Raw genomic sequence first — 16,518 nt, forward strand, 5'->3', positions numbered from 1 at the left:
TCTCTTTTCCACTCTTCTCAAAAATTACACATTAAAATTCTAAAGTTTTCTTCGCTTGTTCAACGATGTCAGTTTTGTTTGGTAACCAAACGTTTTCAGCTTGTGTAAATGGATAAATTGTATCTGGCGCTGCAACACGTCCGATCGGTGCTTCTAATGAAAGAATTGCACGTTCTGATAATTCAGCGACAACATTTGCACCTACACCTGCTTGTTTTTGTGCTTCTTGAACGACAATAACACGACCTGTTTTTTCAACTGATTTTACAAGTGTTTCAACGTCTAATGGTTGAACTGTACGTAAGTCAATCACTTCAACAGAGTGGCCGTCTTTTTCAAGTTCTTCAGCAGCTTTCATTGACTCTTGAACCATTGCACCGTAAGTGATGATTGTTAAGTCAGTTCCTTCACGTTTAACGTTCGCTTTACCGATTTCGATTGTGTACTCTTCTTCAGGGACTTCTTCACGGAATGAACGGTATAATTTCATGTGCTCTAAATATACGACTGGGTCATTGCTACGGATACTTTCGATTAATAAACCTTTTGCATCGTATGGACCAGATGGAATCACCACTTTTAAACCTGGTGATTGTGCTAAAATACCTTCTAAGTTATCAGCGTGCAATTCTGGTGTATGTACACCACCACCGAATGGCGCACGAACTGTCACTGGTGCTACTTTTGAGTTACCTGAACGGAAACGATGACGTGCGATTTGTCCTGCAACAGAATCGAATACTTCAAATACGAAACCTAAGAATTGGACTTCCATAATTGGACGGTATCCTTGAGTTGAAAGACCTAACGCTAAACCACCGATACCAGATTCAGCTAAAGGTGTGTCAAATACACGGTCTTCACCGAATTCTTTTTGTAATCCCTCAGTTACACGGAATACACCACCGTTAACACCAACGTCTTCACCAAATAACAAAGTGTTTTCGTCATTTTTAAGTTCAGTTGCTAGCGCGTTGTTAATCGCTTGAACCATTGTCATTTGTGCCATGGCCTATTTCGACTCCTTCTCTTTGTAGATTTCATATTGTTCTTTTAAGTTTGCAGGCATATCTTCATACATGATTTCCATTAATGAAGTCACTGTTTGTTTTTCAGTGCTGTCAGCCTCTTTAATCGCAGCTTTGATTTCATTTTTAGCTTGTTCGATAACTTCATTTTCTTTTTCTTCAGACCATAAGCCTTTGTTTTCTAAGAATTTTCTGAAGCGAACAAGTGGATCTTTTTTCTCCCACTCTGAATCTTCATCAGATGTTCTGTATTTCGTTGGGTCGTCCCCAGCCATTGTATGTGGCCCATAACGATATGTCATTGTCTCGATTAATGTTGGACCTTCACCATTGATAGCACGGTCGCGAGCTTCTTTCGTTGCTTGGTATACTGCTAATGCATCCATACCGTCAACTTGGATACCAGGGATACCTACTGCGATTGCTTTTTGTGCTAATGTTTGCGCTGCAGTTTGTTTATCACGTGGCGTTGAAATCGCGTAATTGTTATTTTGAATTACGAAAATTGCAGGCACTTTGTACGCTGAAGCAAAGTTGATACCTTCATAGAAATCACCTTGTGAAGAACCACCGTCTCCTGTATACGTAATCGCCACTGCTTTTTTACCACGTTTTTTAAGTCCTAATGCAACACCAGCTGTTTGGATGTATTGCGCACCGATAATGATTTGTGGACTTAACGCGTTCACACCTTCAGGCATTTGGTTCCCTACGAAGTGACCACGTGAGAATAAGAAAGCTTTTGTTAATGGTAAGCCATGCCAAATTAATTGTGGTACATCACGGTAACCAGGAAGAATAAAGTCTTCTTGCTCTAATGCGAATTGTGAAGCAAGTTGTGATGCTTCTTGACCAGCAGTTGGCGCATAGAAACCTAAACGTCCTTGTCTGTTTAATGAGATTGAACGTTGGTCTAAAATACGTGTCCAAACCATTCTTCTCATTAATTCTACTAACTGCTCATCCGATAAGTCCGGAAGTAAATCTTCATTTGTTACATTTCCATCTGCATCTAAGATTTGAACCATTTCAAATTTTGACTCAGTATCTTTCAATACTTTTTCAGCATCGAACTGGTTGTTTAACTTAGTAACCATGCAATTCACCATACCTTTCCCGTATATAAAATAAATAACATTCGACTTCCTCTAGTGTAACACAAAGTATACGAACTGTTAAACAGTTTTCCTAAAGTTCTGTAACACTTGATAACACAACAGTAGAGGCAACTGTTATACCAATTCTTTCAAACTGTTATAGTTAATTGTTAGCGATTTCATCAACATCTTGCTTTTCTGTTTGTACTTTACGGATCGCTTTTGTGTAGTCCTCTACTTTTTTCTGCATATTTTTTTGAACATCAGATAACGCTTTTGAACGCTTGTCGACTTCTTCTTGTGTACCTGAATCTTCTTTAAAATAACTGAACAAATCTTTTTCTTTGTTGATGACGTCTTGATAGCCTTTAACGAAAGCATCGTGTTTTTTATTTTTTTCTTCAATCGCTTTGTTCAATTCATCAAACTCTTTTTTATCATCTTCATCTTCAATTTTGTTCGACTCTGCTTTTGCCTTTTCGAAAGCTTTTTTAGAATGATTCATCGCTTCAACTTCTTTTTTCAATTGCTTTTCACGCTTGTTCGCATTGTCGAGCACTTGATCCACCTTATCTTGCACTTCAGCAATATTTTTACCACTAATTTCTTTTGATAGCTTTTCTTTTTCTTTCTCAAGCTTATTCATTTCTTTATTAACATCTTGTATCGGTGCTTCAGCTTTTTGCATATTTTCAAGTCCGTCATTGTACTTTTCAATATGTTCACCATCTTTGCTACAAGCCGCCAATAAAAATGTTGTGGCAACTGCTACTCCAATTGTTTTATGAAATTTCATTCTGGAGACCTCCTTATCTGTCACTCGTAATATTAATGAAAATAGCGCTATAATTCAAATATTCGCACATTTTTTGTCCTTTCACACATTTTTCAAGGACATATGCACAATGCTCCCTTTATGACGTGTATTAATTGCAGAAGTTAAAAATATGTCTATATACGATTTTAATTTTGAAAGTTTTCGACTATCACTTTATGGAATTTTTTTGATATATTATTAAATAAGGAAGGTGTCAAAAATGTTAACAATGAAAGATATTATTAGAGATGGACATCCTACACTTCGCCAAAGAGCAAAAGAAGTGGTGTTCCCATTAACTGAAGAAGAACGACAAACTTTATTAGATATGCAAACTTTTTTAAAAAATAGTCAAGACCCAGCAATTGCTGAAAAATATCAATTACGTAGTGGTGTTGGATTAGCGGCACCTCAAATTAATGTACCGAAACGCATGTTTGCGGTTTATTTACCAGATGATGGTGACGGACATTCATATGATTTCGCGATTGTAAACCCAAAAATTGTGAGTCATAGTGTTCAAGATGCGTATTTGCCAACAGGTGAAGGTTGTTTGAGCGTGGACGAAGATATTCCAGGTCTTGTTCATCGTCATTATCGTATCAAACTTAAAGGTTATGATATTGATGGTAATGAGATTAACTTACGCTTGAAAGGTTATCCAGCGATTGTAGTGCAACATGAATTGGATCATCTTAACGGCGTACTGTTTTATGATCATATCGACCAAGACCATCCTTTACAGCCTAAAAATGGTGCGATGGAAGTTTAAGAATAATAAACTATTTAAAACGATTTAAAAAAGTAGAGGGTGGGACAAAAATTTTTGATGCTATTGGTGCAGTATTTTGTTTATCTTGCCCTCCTTATGATTTGTGGTATTTGATTGCCCTTATGGCTTCGCGTTCTTAGGGGCTGGTCCTTCGACTAACCAACATTTGATTAAACTGTTACACTTGTTGAGATGTTAGTGGATTCTCCGGACCAGCTAATCCCTCAAGAGTCTCAGCCTTCTGGGCAATCTTACATCAATGTAGTCGCATAGGGCAAGTTGATGAAATAAAGACAACCTATAGCATCTAATTTTTACGTCCAATTCAGTTTTATATTTCGACGATGTTAGCATCATTTATGGATATAAGTCCATAAAAATATAGGAACTGGGAAAACTTAATGACCCAGTCCCATTTCTTTTTCATTTGCACAATGTTGTGGCATAAAAAAAGAGCGGGAAAGTCAATCCTTCGCCGCTGTTTGCTTCGTTGTGATACTATTTTAACTCTTCCGATACGTTACATAAACATGTCTCTAAGTTGTTTATAACGAATGCCCTCTTCATCCAATGCCTTTTTAAGTGTTTCAAATGTTTCAATATCTAAAAATTCAGGGTCATGATTGTGTTTTCTAAAATAATGCGTTTCTTGCGTCGCCGTTTGAACTTCTTCATATTCAAAAAACATCGTCACTTCATTACGTCTTACTTCAAATTGAATTTCGCACAAAAACTTATCTTCCCGGTTCCGTTCGTTTTTAACTTCTTCTAGTAATTGACTCGCACTTTTCATCTTCATCACCTATTTCGGGGAATTTTAAATGGGATTCCATTCATTTAATTATAAGATACTCTTTAGTTTATCACATTCCGCTTTATTTATTCGATGACATCATGTAAAATATAACCAACTGGGCTTGTATGTGCGTATCGCCATACACTCAAACGAGAACGGAAATTTAATATCTGCTATACATATTGAAAATGAGCAGTGAATGACTGGTGAATTGAATGATGTAGACATAATTAAAAATACATATTCGATTCATGTTTTTATTTTCACTCTTCATTTCAATTGTTCAAGCATATCAATCAATTAAAGATAAGTGATCCAACTTAGGAGGAAAATATATATGTCAATTTTTAAAGTTTTTTATCAACATAATCGTGATGAAGTCATCGTACGTGAAAATACACAAAGCATTTATGTTGAAGCACAATCTGAAGAACAAGTTCGTCGTTATTTGAAAGAACGTAACTACAATATTGAATTCATAACTAAATTAGAGGGCGCACATTTAGAATATGAACAACAATCCGAACATTTTAATGTGGAGCGCGCGCAATAATGAAACAACTTCAAAAAAATGAAGTTGGCGTATACGCGTTAGGTGGTTTAGGTGAAGTCGGTAAAAACACTTATGCCATCGAGTATAAAGATGAAATTGTAATCATTGATGCAGGAATCAAATTCCCCGACGATAATTTACTCGGTATCGATTATGTGATACCAGACTACACATATCTTGAACAAAACCAAGATAAAATTGTAGGTTTAATTATCACGCATGGTCACGAAGATCATATCGGTGGTGTGCCCTACCTGCTCAAAAAGATTAATGTACCGATTTACAGTGGTCCACTCGCACTCGGTTTAATTCGTAATAAATTAGAAGAACATCATTTGTTACGCCAAGCTGAACTGATTGAAATCGATGAGGATACTGTCATTGACTCAAAACATTTTAAAGTGAGTTTTTATCTGACAACACACAGTATTCCTGAAGCATACGGTGTCATTGTCGATACGCCTGAAGGTAAAATCGTGCATACCGGTGACTTTAAGTTTGACTTTACACCCGTTGGCGCACCAGCCAATATTGGTAAAATGGCGCAACTCGGTGATGAAGGCGTACTCTGTTTACTTTCTGACTCTACCAATTCACTCGTGCCAGACTTTACACTGAGTGAACGTGAAGTCGGTCAAAACGTAGATAAAATTTTCCGTAATTGTACTGGTCGTATTATTTTTGCGACTTTCGCGTCAAACATTTATCGTGTGCAACAAGCCGTTGAAGCCGCAGTCAAATACAACCGTAAAATCGTGACGTTTGGACGTTCGATGGAAAATAACATCAAAATCGGTACAGAGTTAGGCTACATTAAAGCGCCCCCTGAAACTTTCGTTGAGCCAAACAAAATTAATAGCATTCCAAAGCATGAATTATTAATTTTATGTACAGGCTCTCAAGGTGAACCGATGGCGGCGTTATCACGTATCGCAAATGGAACGCATAAGCAGATTAAAATCATTCCTGAAGACACGGTCGTATTCAGTTCGTCACCGATTCCAGGTAATACAAAAAGCATTAACCGTACCATCAATGCCTTATATCAAGCTGGTGCTGAAGTCATTCATAGTAAGATTTCAAACATCCATACGTCAGGTCACGGTTCTCAAGGTGACCAACAGTTGATGTTACGCTTAATCAGACCGAAATATTTCTTACCCATCCACGGTGAGTATCGTATGCTCGTGGCACACGGTCAAACAGGTGTGGATTGTGGCGTACCAGAAGAAAATGTCTTCATCCATGATATTGGTGACGTTCTCGCGTTGACACGAGACAGTGCGCGTACAGCAGGCCGTATCCCGTCAGGCAACGTATTAGTCGATGGTAGCGGTATTGGTGATATCGGTAATGTCGTCATTCGCGACCGTAAGTTATTGTCTGAAGAAGGTCTAGTCATTGTCGTGGTTAGCATTGACTTCAACAAAAATCAACTGTTATCAGGTCCAGACATTATTTCACGTGGCTTTGTCTACATGCGTGAATCCGGTCAATTGATTTACGACGCCCAAAAGAAAATTAAGCAAGATGTCATCTATAAATTGAATAACAACGAAAACATTCAATGGCATCAAGTGAAATCATCTATTATCGAAACATTACAACCGTACTTGTTTGAAAAAACAGCACGTAAACCAATGATCTTACCAGTCATTATGAAGGTTAATGAAAAATAGATATATCAATAAGGGAACGAGAATAAGATATAAAAATTTTGATTGTCTTCATTAATATATTTAAAATGGATTTCCCTTATTGATTAGCTTTTAAATTTTCACAATTGCTGCCATGGACTCGCTTTCCTAGGGACTTGCCTCAACTAAATTCGGCTTTATTGAAAAGTACACTGAATGAAGCCGAATTGGATTTTCGGCTGCGTCTGATCCCTCAGGAGTCTCGTCCATTTTAGCAATTTGAATTTTAACACTACGGAGCAATGAGACAAATTTAAATGATGAAAAATCAAAAAGTTTTATCCTCATTCACCTTAATTGCTTTTACATTTCCATATTTTGATTGTCGCTCATTGTAAAAAGAGGGCTTGGATACTTATTGTTTCCAAGCCTCCTTTTTTATGTGTAAAGGACTGAAAAGCGCAATGTCGTTCGTCCTATACATGAGAGATTTTTTATCCATTTTTTCGCTAACTTTGTCGTTTTTTTATACTATCATCCATCTCTATTACCAACCGCGCTTTTTCTCTTCTTTAATTTTATAATGTCGAAAACTTAAAGTAAGAATGAGCAATGTCCAAATTAATATATGACCTATCCAACCAAAGCCTATAGTAAAATAAACAACAATAAAACTGATAAATACGAGCAATGTTACAAGTCTTATAAAGCTTATCACGTTCATAACAATCACCTTTTGTCAAAATATTCTTTCAATTTTGGATATGATGCGACTCAAATCAGCATAATGCATAGTGGCTTGACTGACTACAAATGGTTGAACACCGTATTTGAAATCACTATTTTCAGCTTCTTATTTCCTTATGAATATCATAACACATTAAAATAAAAAAGTACACTTAATTTTGCACAACACAATTTTCGCTATCACCTGTTTAACCACTCACGATGAGCACAAAAAAGCGGAATAGTCTCCACCATTCCACTTCTCAATGATTAATGTGCCATTTTCTTTTCAAATCGTGTTAAATCATTATCATGACCAATCATAATTAAAATATCATCAAATTCTAATCCCATATCTGGATCAGGTGCGACAATGATTTCCTTCCCTCTTTTAATCGCAATAATATTAATCCCAAACTTCGCACGAATATCTAAGTCGATAAGGGTTTGTCCTGCCATCGTTTCGCTCGCTTTAATTTCTACAATAGAGTGTTCATCAGAAAGCTCTAAATAATCGAGCACTGTTGCACTAGCCACATTATGCGCAATACGACGACCCATGTCTCTTTCAGGATGCACGACTGTATCGGCACCAATTTTGTTTAAAATCTTGGCATGATAATCGTTTTGTGCTTTAGCCGTTACTTTTTTAACACCGAGTTCTTTAAGAATCAATGTTGTTAACGTACTTGCCTGAATGTTTTCCCCGATTGCCACGATGACATGATCAAAATTTCGAATTCCTAAACTTTTCATAACGGCTTCGTCAGTCGTATCAGCCACAACGGCATGTGTCGCAATATCGCTGTATTCATCGACACGATTTTCATCTTTATCTATCGCCATGACGTCCATATCTAACGCGTTCAATTCTCTTACAATACTGCCACCGAAGCGACCTAGACCAATGACTACATACTCTTTATCCATTTTTGGCCTCCTGAATTAAGTTAAATTAAAAATGTGGGCTCAAAGTGCTCAGATGTTGATGATCCTACACTTTAAGCCACACATGTATTCCATACTATTATCATATTACTACAAAATGGTTAATGATGCACCGTTTTACTGGTCCATCTTACTTTTTACCGCGAACGTATTCTTTATCAAATACGAACAATTTAAATATGAAAAAGAGTGAAGGTAACAATAATAGTAAACCACCGATAAATGCAATGGTTAACACTAATGCCATACTATCATTGGTCACCGCATCGTCAATGTGCACGTACGGATATAAAATGTATGGCAACTTGCTTAATCCATATCCGAAAAAGGCTGTGCCCATTTGAATGATGACAAAAATAAATGCGATACCATGTGCTTTTTTCAAGAGTGTCAACATACCAGCAATGACAAAAGCGATGAAACTGATGATAAATAACCAGCCATAATCAAACACTGCTGACATAAAATGCGCTTCATTTTGTATTCTTAATGATAAAAACACAAATAATGACATCATGATCATCGGTGCGCCCCACATTAAAAACCATTTACGCATCAATTGATATGCGGATTTGTCTTTGGCACGGTGCGCATAAAATGTTAAAAATCCTGATGAAATGTATAGCACAGACACAATGGCTAATAGTACGACCGCCCAACCGAATGGACTTAATAGTAATTCTGTCCAATTCAAATCAACGTTGCCTGAAGCTGACTCAGTGATATAACCGCCTTCAGAAATCGTTAATGCCGTTGAAAGTGAAGCCGGAATCAATAATCCTGATACCGCATATAACATGAGCCAAGACAACTTACTATCTTGACCATAATTTTCGAAAGCGTAAAAGGCGCCGCGAATCGAAAGTAAAATCAGTGCGATCGAACCTGGAATAAGTAAAACGGTGCCATAATAATAAGCCGTATCTGGGAAAAACCCTACAATACCTACAAAGAAAAAGATAAAAAATACATTTGTGACTTCCCATACCGGGTTCAAGTAACGTTGAATTAAACCATTAATTTCATGTGACTGCCCAAATAACTTTGCATGTAACGAAAAAAATCCTGCGCCGAAATCAATCGAAGCGACGATGATATAACCCAATAAGAAAATCCAGAGTACTGTTATTCCTATTATTTCATAACTCATCATGCATCACCTCTTTGCGTTAAACTTTCAATGTGCTGATAGGCAGGTTTATTTTTAAACATTCTTACAAGCACGTATGTGGCTGAGAATAACAGCACGAAGTAAAGTATCGCAAATAGAATCGTCACAAACACGAGCCCACTTGCATCTGTCGCGGCATCTTGTACTTTTAAGAAACCTCTCACAATCCATGGTTGACGTCCAAGCTCCGTTAAGAACCATCCGAACTCAATCGCTAACATGGCTGCTGGACCTCCTAATAATGTGGCATACAGCAATAGTTTATGATGCGGGTTGAATTTTTTAATCCACAATGCCATGACATAAGCGAATGAAATGGCGAAACAGAAAATCCCAAAGAATACCATTAAATCAAAGAAATAATGGACAATGAGTGGGGGTAATTCATCTTTTGGAAATTCATTGAGTCCTTTGACTTCTGTATCAAAACTTGAATCCGATAAAAAGCTTAACGCACCTGGAATATGGAGGGCGCCTTTCACTTCTTGCGTTGATTCATCGAGCACACCAAATAACACGAGATCCGCTTGAGATTCTGTATTAAAATGCCATTCATATGCTGCAAGTTTCTCAGGTTGTTCTTGATGTAAAAACTTCGCTGATAAGTCCCCTGCTAACATTGATAACATTGAAAAAATAAGTCCTGCAATCATCGTCATTTTCAGTGCAGCTTGATGATAACGGCGATCTTTTTCAATTTTGTTTTTCAGTAACTTAAACGCTGCAATACTTGCTAAAATGAACGCCATTGTCATGAGTGCCGTTGCGACAACATGAAATGATCGGACGAAAAATGACGCGTTAAACATCGCTGCTATTGGATCCACATTGACCATGCGTCCATTTTCTATAGTCATACCTGCCGGCGTATTCATGAACGAATTGACCGACGTAATAAAAAATGCTGAAAATGTACCACCAATAATCACTGGAATACTAATGAAAAAGTGTGTCCATTGATTTTTGAAACGATTCCAAGTGTATAAATAAATACTTAAGAAAATCGCCTCAAAGAAAAACGCAAATGTTTCCATAAATAATGGTAAAGCAATGACGTGCCCACCTATTCGCATAAATGTTGGCCATAGTAATGATAATTGTAAACCTATAATAGTCCCTGTTACTACCCCTACTGCCACGGTAATCGTATATCCCTTAGCCCAACGTTGCGCTAATGCAATATATTGAGCACTTTTCTTCTTAATGCCAATGAATTCTGCCATCGCAAAGAAAAGTGGCATACCTACACCAATTGTTGCAAAAATAATGTGGACTGCAAGTGTCATACCTGTTAAAAACCGGCTAATATCCACTGCATCCATTTCATGACCTCCTTATCTATAATGAAAATGTCCATTCATTCATTATAAACAATATACAGGTCACATTTATATATTTTTATTCATTAAGACAATGACAATTTAATGACATGACTAAAATTTGTCATTTTTATACAGTCGATTCAGTTGCATTTTATTAAAGTGTCGATTAAGATGTAACAACAATTGATATGAAAGTAGGTGTCTCTATGTCAGAAGTTATTATTTACACACAAAATGAATGTCCGCCATGTTCATTCGTCAAACAATATCTTGAAAATCACAATGTCCCATTTGAGGAACGAAACATTGCCAATTCAACATATCGAAACGAAATGATTGAACGTGATGCTTTTTCAACACCGTTCATATTAATTGATGGCGAGCCGATGTATCAAGTCGATTTAGATTTAATGAATGAGAAGCTTGGGATACAACCTTAAATGCATTTCAAAGCATCGTTGTACGTAAAACTGCCCTCTTTCCTACTTAGAAATACGGTATAATGATTGCCGTAATGGGTTCGCGTTTCCCAGGGGCTGAGTCTCAACTAAATTTGGCTTGACGTAATTGTACATCGGAAGGAAGCCAAATTGGATTTTCGACTTCAGCTGATCCCTCGGGAGTCTCACCCATTTTGGCATTCTTATTTTGAAAATGAGGGGAAAAGAGGGCGTGTTTGTTTTATATTCTAAATTCAATCGTGTTTAGATGTTGTACCCTCTCACCTCTTTCAAGCAGATAAGGGATGTTTTTTAATACATATTGGATGAGAATTTTGTACGCTAAAATCTGGAGGAATGAGGGTGTGTCTCTTCAATTAAGCTACACTATCTCATTGATATTTTGTCCTTACTGAATTAACTTTGAAATATATTTAAGTTAATTTCGATATAGGCATTGTCGATGAGGGACCCCCTCTAAAATCTCAACCTTTTGCCAAAACCTGTAACAAATGCCTCAGCACGTTCTCTTTACATGCAATCGATCCAACTCTTATATAGTCTGTTTTCTCGTTTGGATTATCTGGACTAAAAATGCGCCTTCCTTATGAATACACTTGAAAATTTTATCCCAACTCAAAAAGAGACTGAGCCGCAATGACTCAATCTCTTATTAGTTGATTCAATTAAGCTTTTGTTGTTTTCGCTTTGACTAGGTCAACAACTTCATCAACAGTTGCACAATTTAATGCACGGTCTGCTAATTGTACCATTTCAGTACGGCTTAAATCTTTAATTTGACGACGTGCTTTTAAGATAGAAGTGGCACTCATTGAGAACTCATCTAATCCTAAACCAATTAATAATGGAATTGCTGTTTCGTCACCAGCCATTTCACCGCACATCCCTGTCCATTTGCCCTCTTGGTGAGATGCGTCAATCACTTGTTTAATTAAACGTAAGATTGATGGGTTGTATGGTTGGTAAAGATAAGAAACACGCTCTGACATACGGTCTGCAGCCATTGTATATTGAATTAAATCGTTTGTACCGATACTGAAGAAATCCACTTCTTTCGCAAATACATCTGCAAGTGCGGCTGTTGACGGAATTTCAACCATGATACCTAATTCGATATCGTCGCTCACTTCTACGCCTTCTCGTTTCAAGTTTTCCTTTTCTTCAAGAAGTAACGCTTTCGCATCACGGAACTCTTGAATTGTTGCCACCATTGGGAACATAATATTCAATTTACCGTATGCAGAAACTCTTAATAATGCACGTAATTGTGGACGGAAAATTTCAGGTTGATCTAAGCATAAACGAATCGCACGGTATCCTAAGAATGGATTCATTTCTTCAGGTAAGTTTAAATATGGGAGCTCTTTGTCGCCACCGATATCTAATGTACGTACGACAACGCGTTTACCTTCCATTGATTCGAGCACTTTTTTGTATGCTTCGAATTGCTCATCTTCAGTCGGCATGTTGTCGCGACCCATGTAAAGGAACTCCGTACGATATAAACCGATACCTTCTGCGCCATTGTTATGCACACCTTCTAAATCGTTCGGTGTACCAATGTTCGCTGCAAGTTCAACTTCATGTCCATCTAATGTTTTTGATGGTTCATCACGTAATTGTTTCAACGCTTCGCGATCTGCAAAGAAAGATTCACGCTTATGTTGATACGCTTTGATTTCATCGTCTGAAGGATTCACAATCACATCCCCTGTTAAACCGTCGACGATAACCATGTCCCCTTGTTGTACAGACTCAGAAATTGATTTTGTACCTACAACAGCAGGAATCTCTAATGAACGACTCATAATTGCTGAATGTGAAGTACGACCACCAATGTTCGTAACGAATCCTTGAACATATTGTTTGTTTAACTGTGCAGTATCTGATGGCGTCAAGTCGTGAGCCACAATGATGACGCTTTCATCGATGATACTCGGATTTGGTAATTCCACCCCTAAAATGTGCGCTAAAACACGTTTAGCTACGTCGCGGATATCCGCAGCACGTTCCTTCATATATTCGTTATCCATTGATTCGAAAATAGTAATGAAGTTTTGTGTCACTTCAGTTAATGCTTGAGGTGCACTTGCGCTTTCATTTTTAATTTTCTCTTCAATCGGTTGAATTAACTCAGGATCATCTAAAACGAGTAAATGTGCGTCAAAGATAGCTGCTTTATCCGCACCTAATTGTTCCTCTGCATGATTACGAATTTTCGTTAATTCAATTTTAGAGTTGTTCAACGCCTCATTAAATTTTTGGACTTCCGCTTCCGGGTTGTCCGTTTTTTCGTTACTAAAACTTAAATCGGGTTCTACGAGCAGATACGCTTTGGCAATAGCAACACCATCAGAAGCTGCAATTCCCTTAATAATATTTGACATTATTTTGTTAATCCTTCTTTTGATAATACTTCAGTGATTGCGTCGATTGCGTCTTTTTCATCGCTACCGTCAGCATAAATTGTAATTTCTGCGTCTTTACCCACACCTAAGCTCATAACACCCATGATCGATTTTAAGTTAACTTTTTTACCGTTATACTCTAATTGAATATCTGAATCGAATTTTGAAGCTGTTTGAACAAGCATTGTTGCAGGGCGTGCGTGAATACCTGTTTCGTCAATAATTACATATGATTGTTGTTCCATCTGTCATCTTACTCCTTCTACTTCTAGATTTACTAGCATAAATTATATTTAACTTCGCTACATAGCATTACATTACCAAATTCTATAGTTAAATTCAATTCGTAAATGCCTCGCTATCTCATTTTTAACGGCATTCATAATGATTTGTGAATTTTTTTACATGCTACAATAATGATTTTACTACATTTTCGCATTTTTGAATATGGTCTTTGCCGACTTTAACCATAAAATAATAACTAATCGATGCTGACACAGCTTGTCCTACAATCGGGAACCAGCGTGTTTGTTTCGCAGCAGTTCGCTTAGCTACATCGCGTATAAAAACTTTCAGCAAACCGCTCGACACTTTTTTACCAATTAATTGGCTGCCTTGAATACCCGCTGCCATTAAGATACGGTTTTTCATGTCATCACTCATTTGGTTCACTTGTTGATGATCTAAACCGTAAATTTTATTCACATCTTCAATGACGTCGCGCATCAATTTCATGTCCATCCCAAAGTCAAATCCTGGTATTGGCACAACAGTTGCACCTGAAGATAACAGCGCCTTTTTTCTCACTAGCGCTTCTGCACGTTCACGTCTTGCACGTATCTCTTGTTCTGACGTCGGTAGCGCGTCTTTTCGATTAATCGTTTCAATATCTAATACTTTATTACCTAATGTTTCAGAAATTTTTTGTTTAAAATTCATCTTCCATACTCACCTCATTATGAAAATCCTTCACATCTATACCCCTTTTGAACCCTTTTTACTACTTGATTGTAATAAAAATAACTTTTAAATACTTCGACGGTTTATAGTGTGGATGTGTTTTAAAATCTTTTGGCAAGCCCATGACTTCATTCATTTCATATGTGAACCCTTGCTTTTCAATCGTTTGTTTGACCATATTTTTAAATGCCTTTAGCGTATAAGCACTATGGTTCGTACTCAACACAAGACTGCCACCTGGGTTCAAAATACTGAGTGCACCTTCAATTAACTTGTCATAGTCTTTTGTTACAGAAAACGTCTTCTTTTTATTACGGGCAAAACTCGGTGGATCGATGACAATCGTATCGTAGCTCAAGCCATGGCGTAGTGCGTATTTGTAGTAATCGAACGTATCCATCACGTAAATATGTTGTGATTTAGGATCGATACCATTTAAACCAAAGTTCTCTTCAGTCAACTGACGTGAGCGATTAGCCAAGTCCACACTCGTTGTTTGACTGTCAGCTGTTGCAGCGATAACCGAAAATGCCCCTGTATAACTGAATAAATTGAGTAATTGGCGTCCTTTAGCATAATAATCTCTAATCTTTTTACGCACTTCTTTTTGGTCTAAGAAAATCCCCGTCATCGGACCGTCATCAAGGTGTACATTGTAAAATGTGAAATTTTCTTCAACGACAATCGGAAATTCCGGTGTTGTCCCCGCTACAAAACCACCTTCAATAGATTGATGTTTAAAACGCGTTTTTTCATAAATAGACGTATAATCAAAAATATTTTGAATCGCACTCACAATCTGTTGACGAAAACGATAAATGCCTTCTGAGTACCATTGAATTAATAAGTGGCCATCATAGTTGTCAATCGTGAGACCCCCCACACCATCGCCTTCACCATTAAATAAACGAAATGCATTGGTACCTTCAATTTGATAGTAATACTGACGAACTTCGAGCGCTTGTGCGAATAACTGCTCAAAAAACGCTTGATCAATCGCTTCACCTTCTTGATATGTCAATACCCAACCTAATCCTTTGTGTTGACGGCCTACATAACAAGTCGCGATATAGACGTGTGTTGAAGTTAGCAGATGAAAGACATCCCCTTCTTCTAATTGATCGTGCTGGAATAAATCCGCTTCCTCCACAAGTGGGTACTGATTGAAATATTTTTCTTCTTTACCTTTATTCAAAATAGCTGTCTTCATTTTATCAGCCTTTCTTTTCTTATCATTATTCTGATTTTAACACGTATAGGCGTTCAAACAAACTGTCGTCCTAGTTCATAATACATGCGCTTTCTTCTGAACATGCGAATTATAATTTTCGTTTTGAAGCATACCCGTTTTTAAGTATTACAGAAACATACGATTGCCGTCTTGGACTCGCGTTCCCAGGGGCTGAACCTTCAACTAACCAACGCTTTGATTGAACTGTTACATTTGTTGAAAGCGTTGGTGGATTTTCCGGTTCAGCTGATCCCTCGGGAGTCTCGTCCATCCGGCAATCTTCTGCGTTTAAAGCTTGAAGGAGTTTAACTTTTAGCGCTACCAGTATGTATTTGAAGTACCGAATGATATGGAAGGATAAGTAAAAATCCTACTTTAGCGGTGTCCAAATTATTTTTCATACCTTCCATAAATAATGATTTCTTACTCAACTTTAACTATAAAACTACTCTATATGTATCAGCTTTGTATGACACGCGATGTTAAATTACAAATCTGTCACCTGGTCCCCTACTTTCACGCATCAAAAAAAAAAACGGAACAGGGCGATTTAAGTCACCTTGCTCCGTTTAATAAATTTACTATAGATGA

16 protein-coding genes are annotated in these 16,518 nt (G+C 37.3%); 4 read left to right on the plus strand and 12 right to left on the minus strand.

Annotated elements, in window-relative coordinates; genetic code table 11:
- Positions 1–31: 31 nt before the first annotated feature.
- The 3 genes from EL101_RS09350 to EL101_RS09360 form a co-directional block, all read right to left on the minus strand.
- A complete protein-coding gene (locus tag EL101_RS09350) occupies positions 32–1,009 on the minus strand; it encodes an alpha-ketoacid dehydrogenase subunit beta (RefSeq protein WP_019165577.1) in 978 nt (325 codons plus the stop codon).
- Positions 1,010–1,012: 3 nt separating this feature from the next.
- Positions 1,013–2,125: a pyruvate dehydrogenase (acetyl-transferring) E1 component subunit alpha gene (gene pdhA, locus EL101_RS09355; protein ID WP_019165578.1), complete on the minus strand. Its 1,113-nt coding sequence runs from the start codon at positions 2,123–2,125 to the stop codon at positions 1,013–1,015.
- 163 nt (positions 2,126–2,288) lie between these two features.
- Positions 2,289–2,921: a YkyA family protein gene (locus tag EL101_RS09360; protein WP_096596112.1), complete on the minus strand. Its 633-nt coding sequence runs from the start codon at positions 2,919–2,921 to the stop codon at positions 2,289–2,291.
- 241 nt (positions 2,922–3,162) lie between these two features.
- Here EL101_RS09360 and def point away from each other — a divergent pair, with 241 nt between their 5' ends.
- The gene (def, locus tag EL101_RS09365) at positions 3,163–3,714 is read left to right on the plus strand and encodes a peptide deformylase (RefSeq protein WP_096596111.1); all 552 of its coding nucleotides are present in this window, start codon (positions 3,163–3,165) and stop codon (positions 3,712–3,714) included.
- Between the two features lie 520 nt (positions 3,715–4,234).
- Here the strand turns inward: def and EL101_RS09370 are convergent.
- Positions 4,235–4,507 carry a hypothetical protein gene (locus tag EL101_RS09370; protein ID WP_096596110.1) on the minus strand — a complete coding sequence of 91 codons (273 nt, stop codon included), beginning with the start codon at positions 4,505–4,507 and terminating at the stop codon, positions 4,235–4,237.
- 340 nt (positions 4,508–4,847) lie between these two features.
- On the opposite strand from EL101_RS09370, the gene EL101_RS09375 reads away from it, so the two are divergent.
- Positions 4,848–5,063 carry a DNA-dependent RNA polymerase subunit epsilon gene (locus tag EL101_RS09375; RefSeq protein ID WP_019165582.1) on the plus strand — a complete coding sequence of 72 codons (216 nt, stop codon included), beginning with the start codon at positions 4,848–4,850 and terminating at the stop codon, positions 5,061–5,063.
- Entirely contained in the window at positions 5,063–6,742 is a 1,680-nt protein-coding gene (gene rnjA, locus EL101_RS09380) for a ribonuclease J1 (protein ID WP_019165583.1), read from the plus strand. The genes EL101_RS09375 and rnjA overlap by 1 nt, the downstream gene beginning before the upstream one ends.
- A gap of 505 nt (positions 6,743–7,247) precedes the next feature.
- On the opposite strand, the gene EL101_RS13290 is transcribed toward rnjA, so the two are convergent.
- The 4 genes from EL101_RS13290 to EL101_RS09395 form a co-directional block, all read right to left on the minus strand.
- Positions 7,248–7,424 carry a hypothetical protein gene (locus tag EL101_RS13290; RefSeq protein WP_155260023.1) on the minus strand — a complete coding sequence of 59 codons (177 nt, stop codon included), beginning with the start codon at positions 7,422–7,424 and terminating at the stop codon, positions 7,248–7,250.
- A gap of 272 nt (positions 7,425–7,696) precedes the next feature.
- Positions 7,697–8,356 (minus strand): potassium channel family protein, encoded by a 660-nt coding sequence (locus EL101_RS09385; RefSeq protein ID WP_014614257.1) that lies wholly within the window; start codon positions 8,354–8,356, stop codon positions 7,697–7,699.
- Positions 8,357–8,504: 148 nt separating this feature from the next.
- Positions 8,505–9,524, minus strand: a complete 1,020-nt coding sequence (locus tag EL101_RS09390; RefSeq protein WP_096596214.1) for a cytochrome d ubiquinol oxidase subunit II — start codon at positions 9,522–9,524, stop codon at positions 8,505–8,507.
- Entirely contained in the window at positions 9,524–10,867 is a 1,344-nt protein-coding gene (locus EL101_RS09395) for a cytochrome ubiquinol oxidase subunit I (protein WP_096596108.1), read from the minus strand. The genes EL101_RS09390 and EL101_RS09395 overlap by 1 nt, the downstream gene beginning before the upstream one ends.
- Positions 10,868–11,073: 206 nt before the next feature.
- Between EL101_RS09395 and EL101_RS09400 the strand changes: the two genes are divergently transcribed.
- On the plus strand, positions 11,074–11,307 hold the full coding sequence (locus EL101_RS09400; RefSeq protein WP_096542929.1) for a glutaredoxin family protein: 234 nt from the start codon (positions 11,074–11,076) through the stop codon (positions 11,305–11,307).
- Between the two features lie 686 nt (positions 11,308–11,993).
- Here EL101_RS09400 and ptsP read toward each other — a convergent pair.
- The 4 genes from ptsP to EL101_RS09420 form a co-directional block, all read right to left on the minus strand.
- The gene (gene ptsP / locus EL101_RS09405; RefSeq protein ID WP_096596107.1) at positions 11,994–13,715 is read right to left on the minus strand and encodes a phosphoenolpyruvate--protein phosphotransferase; all 1,722 of its coding nucleotides are present in this window, start codon (positions 13,713–13,715) and stop codon (positions 11,994–11,996) included.
- The gene (locus tag EL101_RS09410; protein WP_019165588.1) at positions 13,715–13,981 is read right to left on the minus strand and encodes a phosphocarrier protein HPr; all 267 of its coding nucleotides are present in this window, start codon (positions 13,979–13,981) and stop codon (positions 13,715–13,717) included. The genes ptsP and EL101_RS09410 overlap by 1 nt, the downstream gene beginning before the upstream one ends.
- 163 nt (positions 13,982–14,144) lie before the next feature.
- Positions 14,145–14,675 carry a DUF697 domain-containing protein gene (locus EL101_RS09415; RefSeq protein ID WP_096547239.1) on the minus strand — a complete coding sequence of 177 codons (531 nt, stop codon included), beginning with the start codon at positions 14,673–14,675 and terminating at the stop codon, positions 14,145–14,147.
- A gap of 61 nt (positions 14,676–14,736) precedes the next feature.
- Positions 14,737–15,906: a class I SAM-dependent rRNA methyltransferase gene (locus tag EL101_RS09420; protein ID WP_096596106.1), complete on the minus strand. Its 1,170-nt coding sequence runs from the start codon at positions 15,904–15,906 to the stop codon at positions 14,737–14,739.
- Positions 15,907–16,518 lie beyond the last annotated feature (612 nt).

Source organism: Staphylococcus delphini (assembly GCF_900636325.1).
GTDB classification, from domain to species: Bacteria; Bacillota; Bacilli; order Staphylococcales; family Staphylococcaceae; genus Staphylococcus; species Staphylococcus delphini.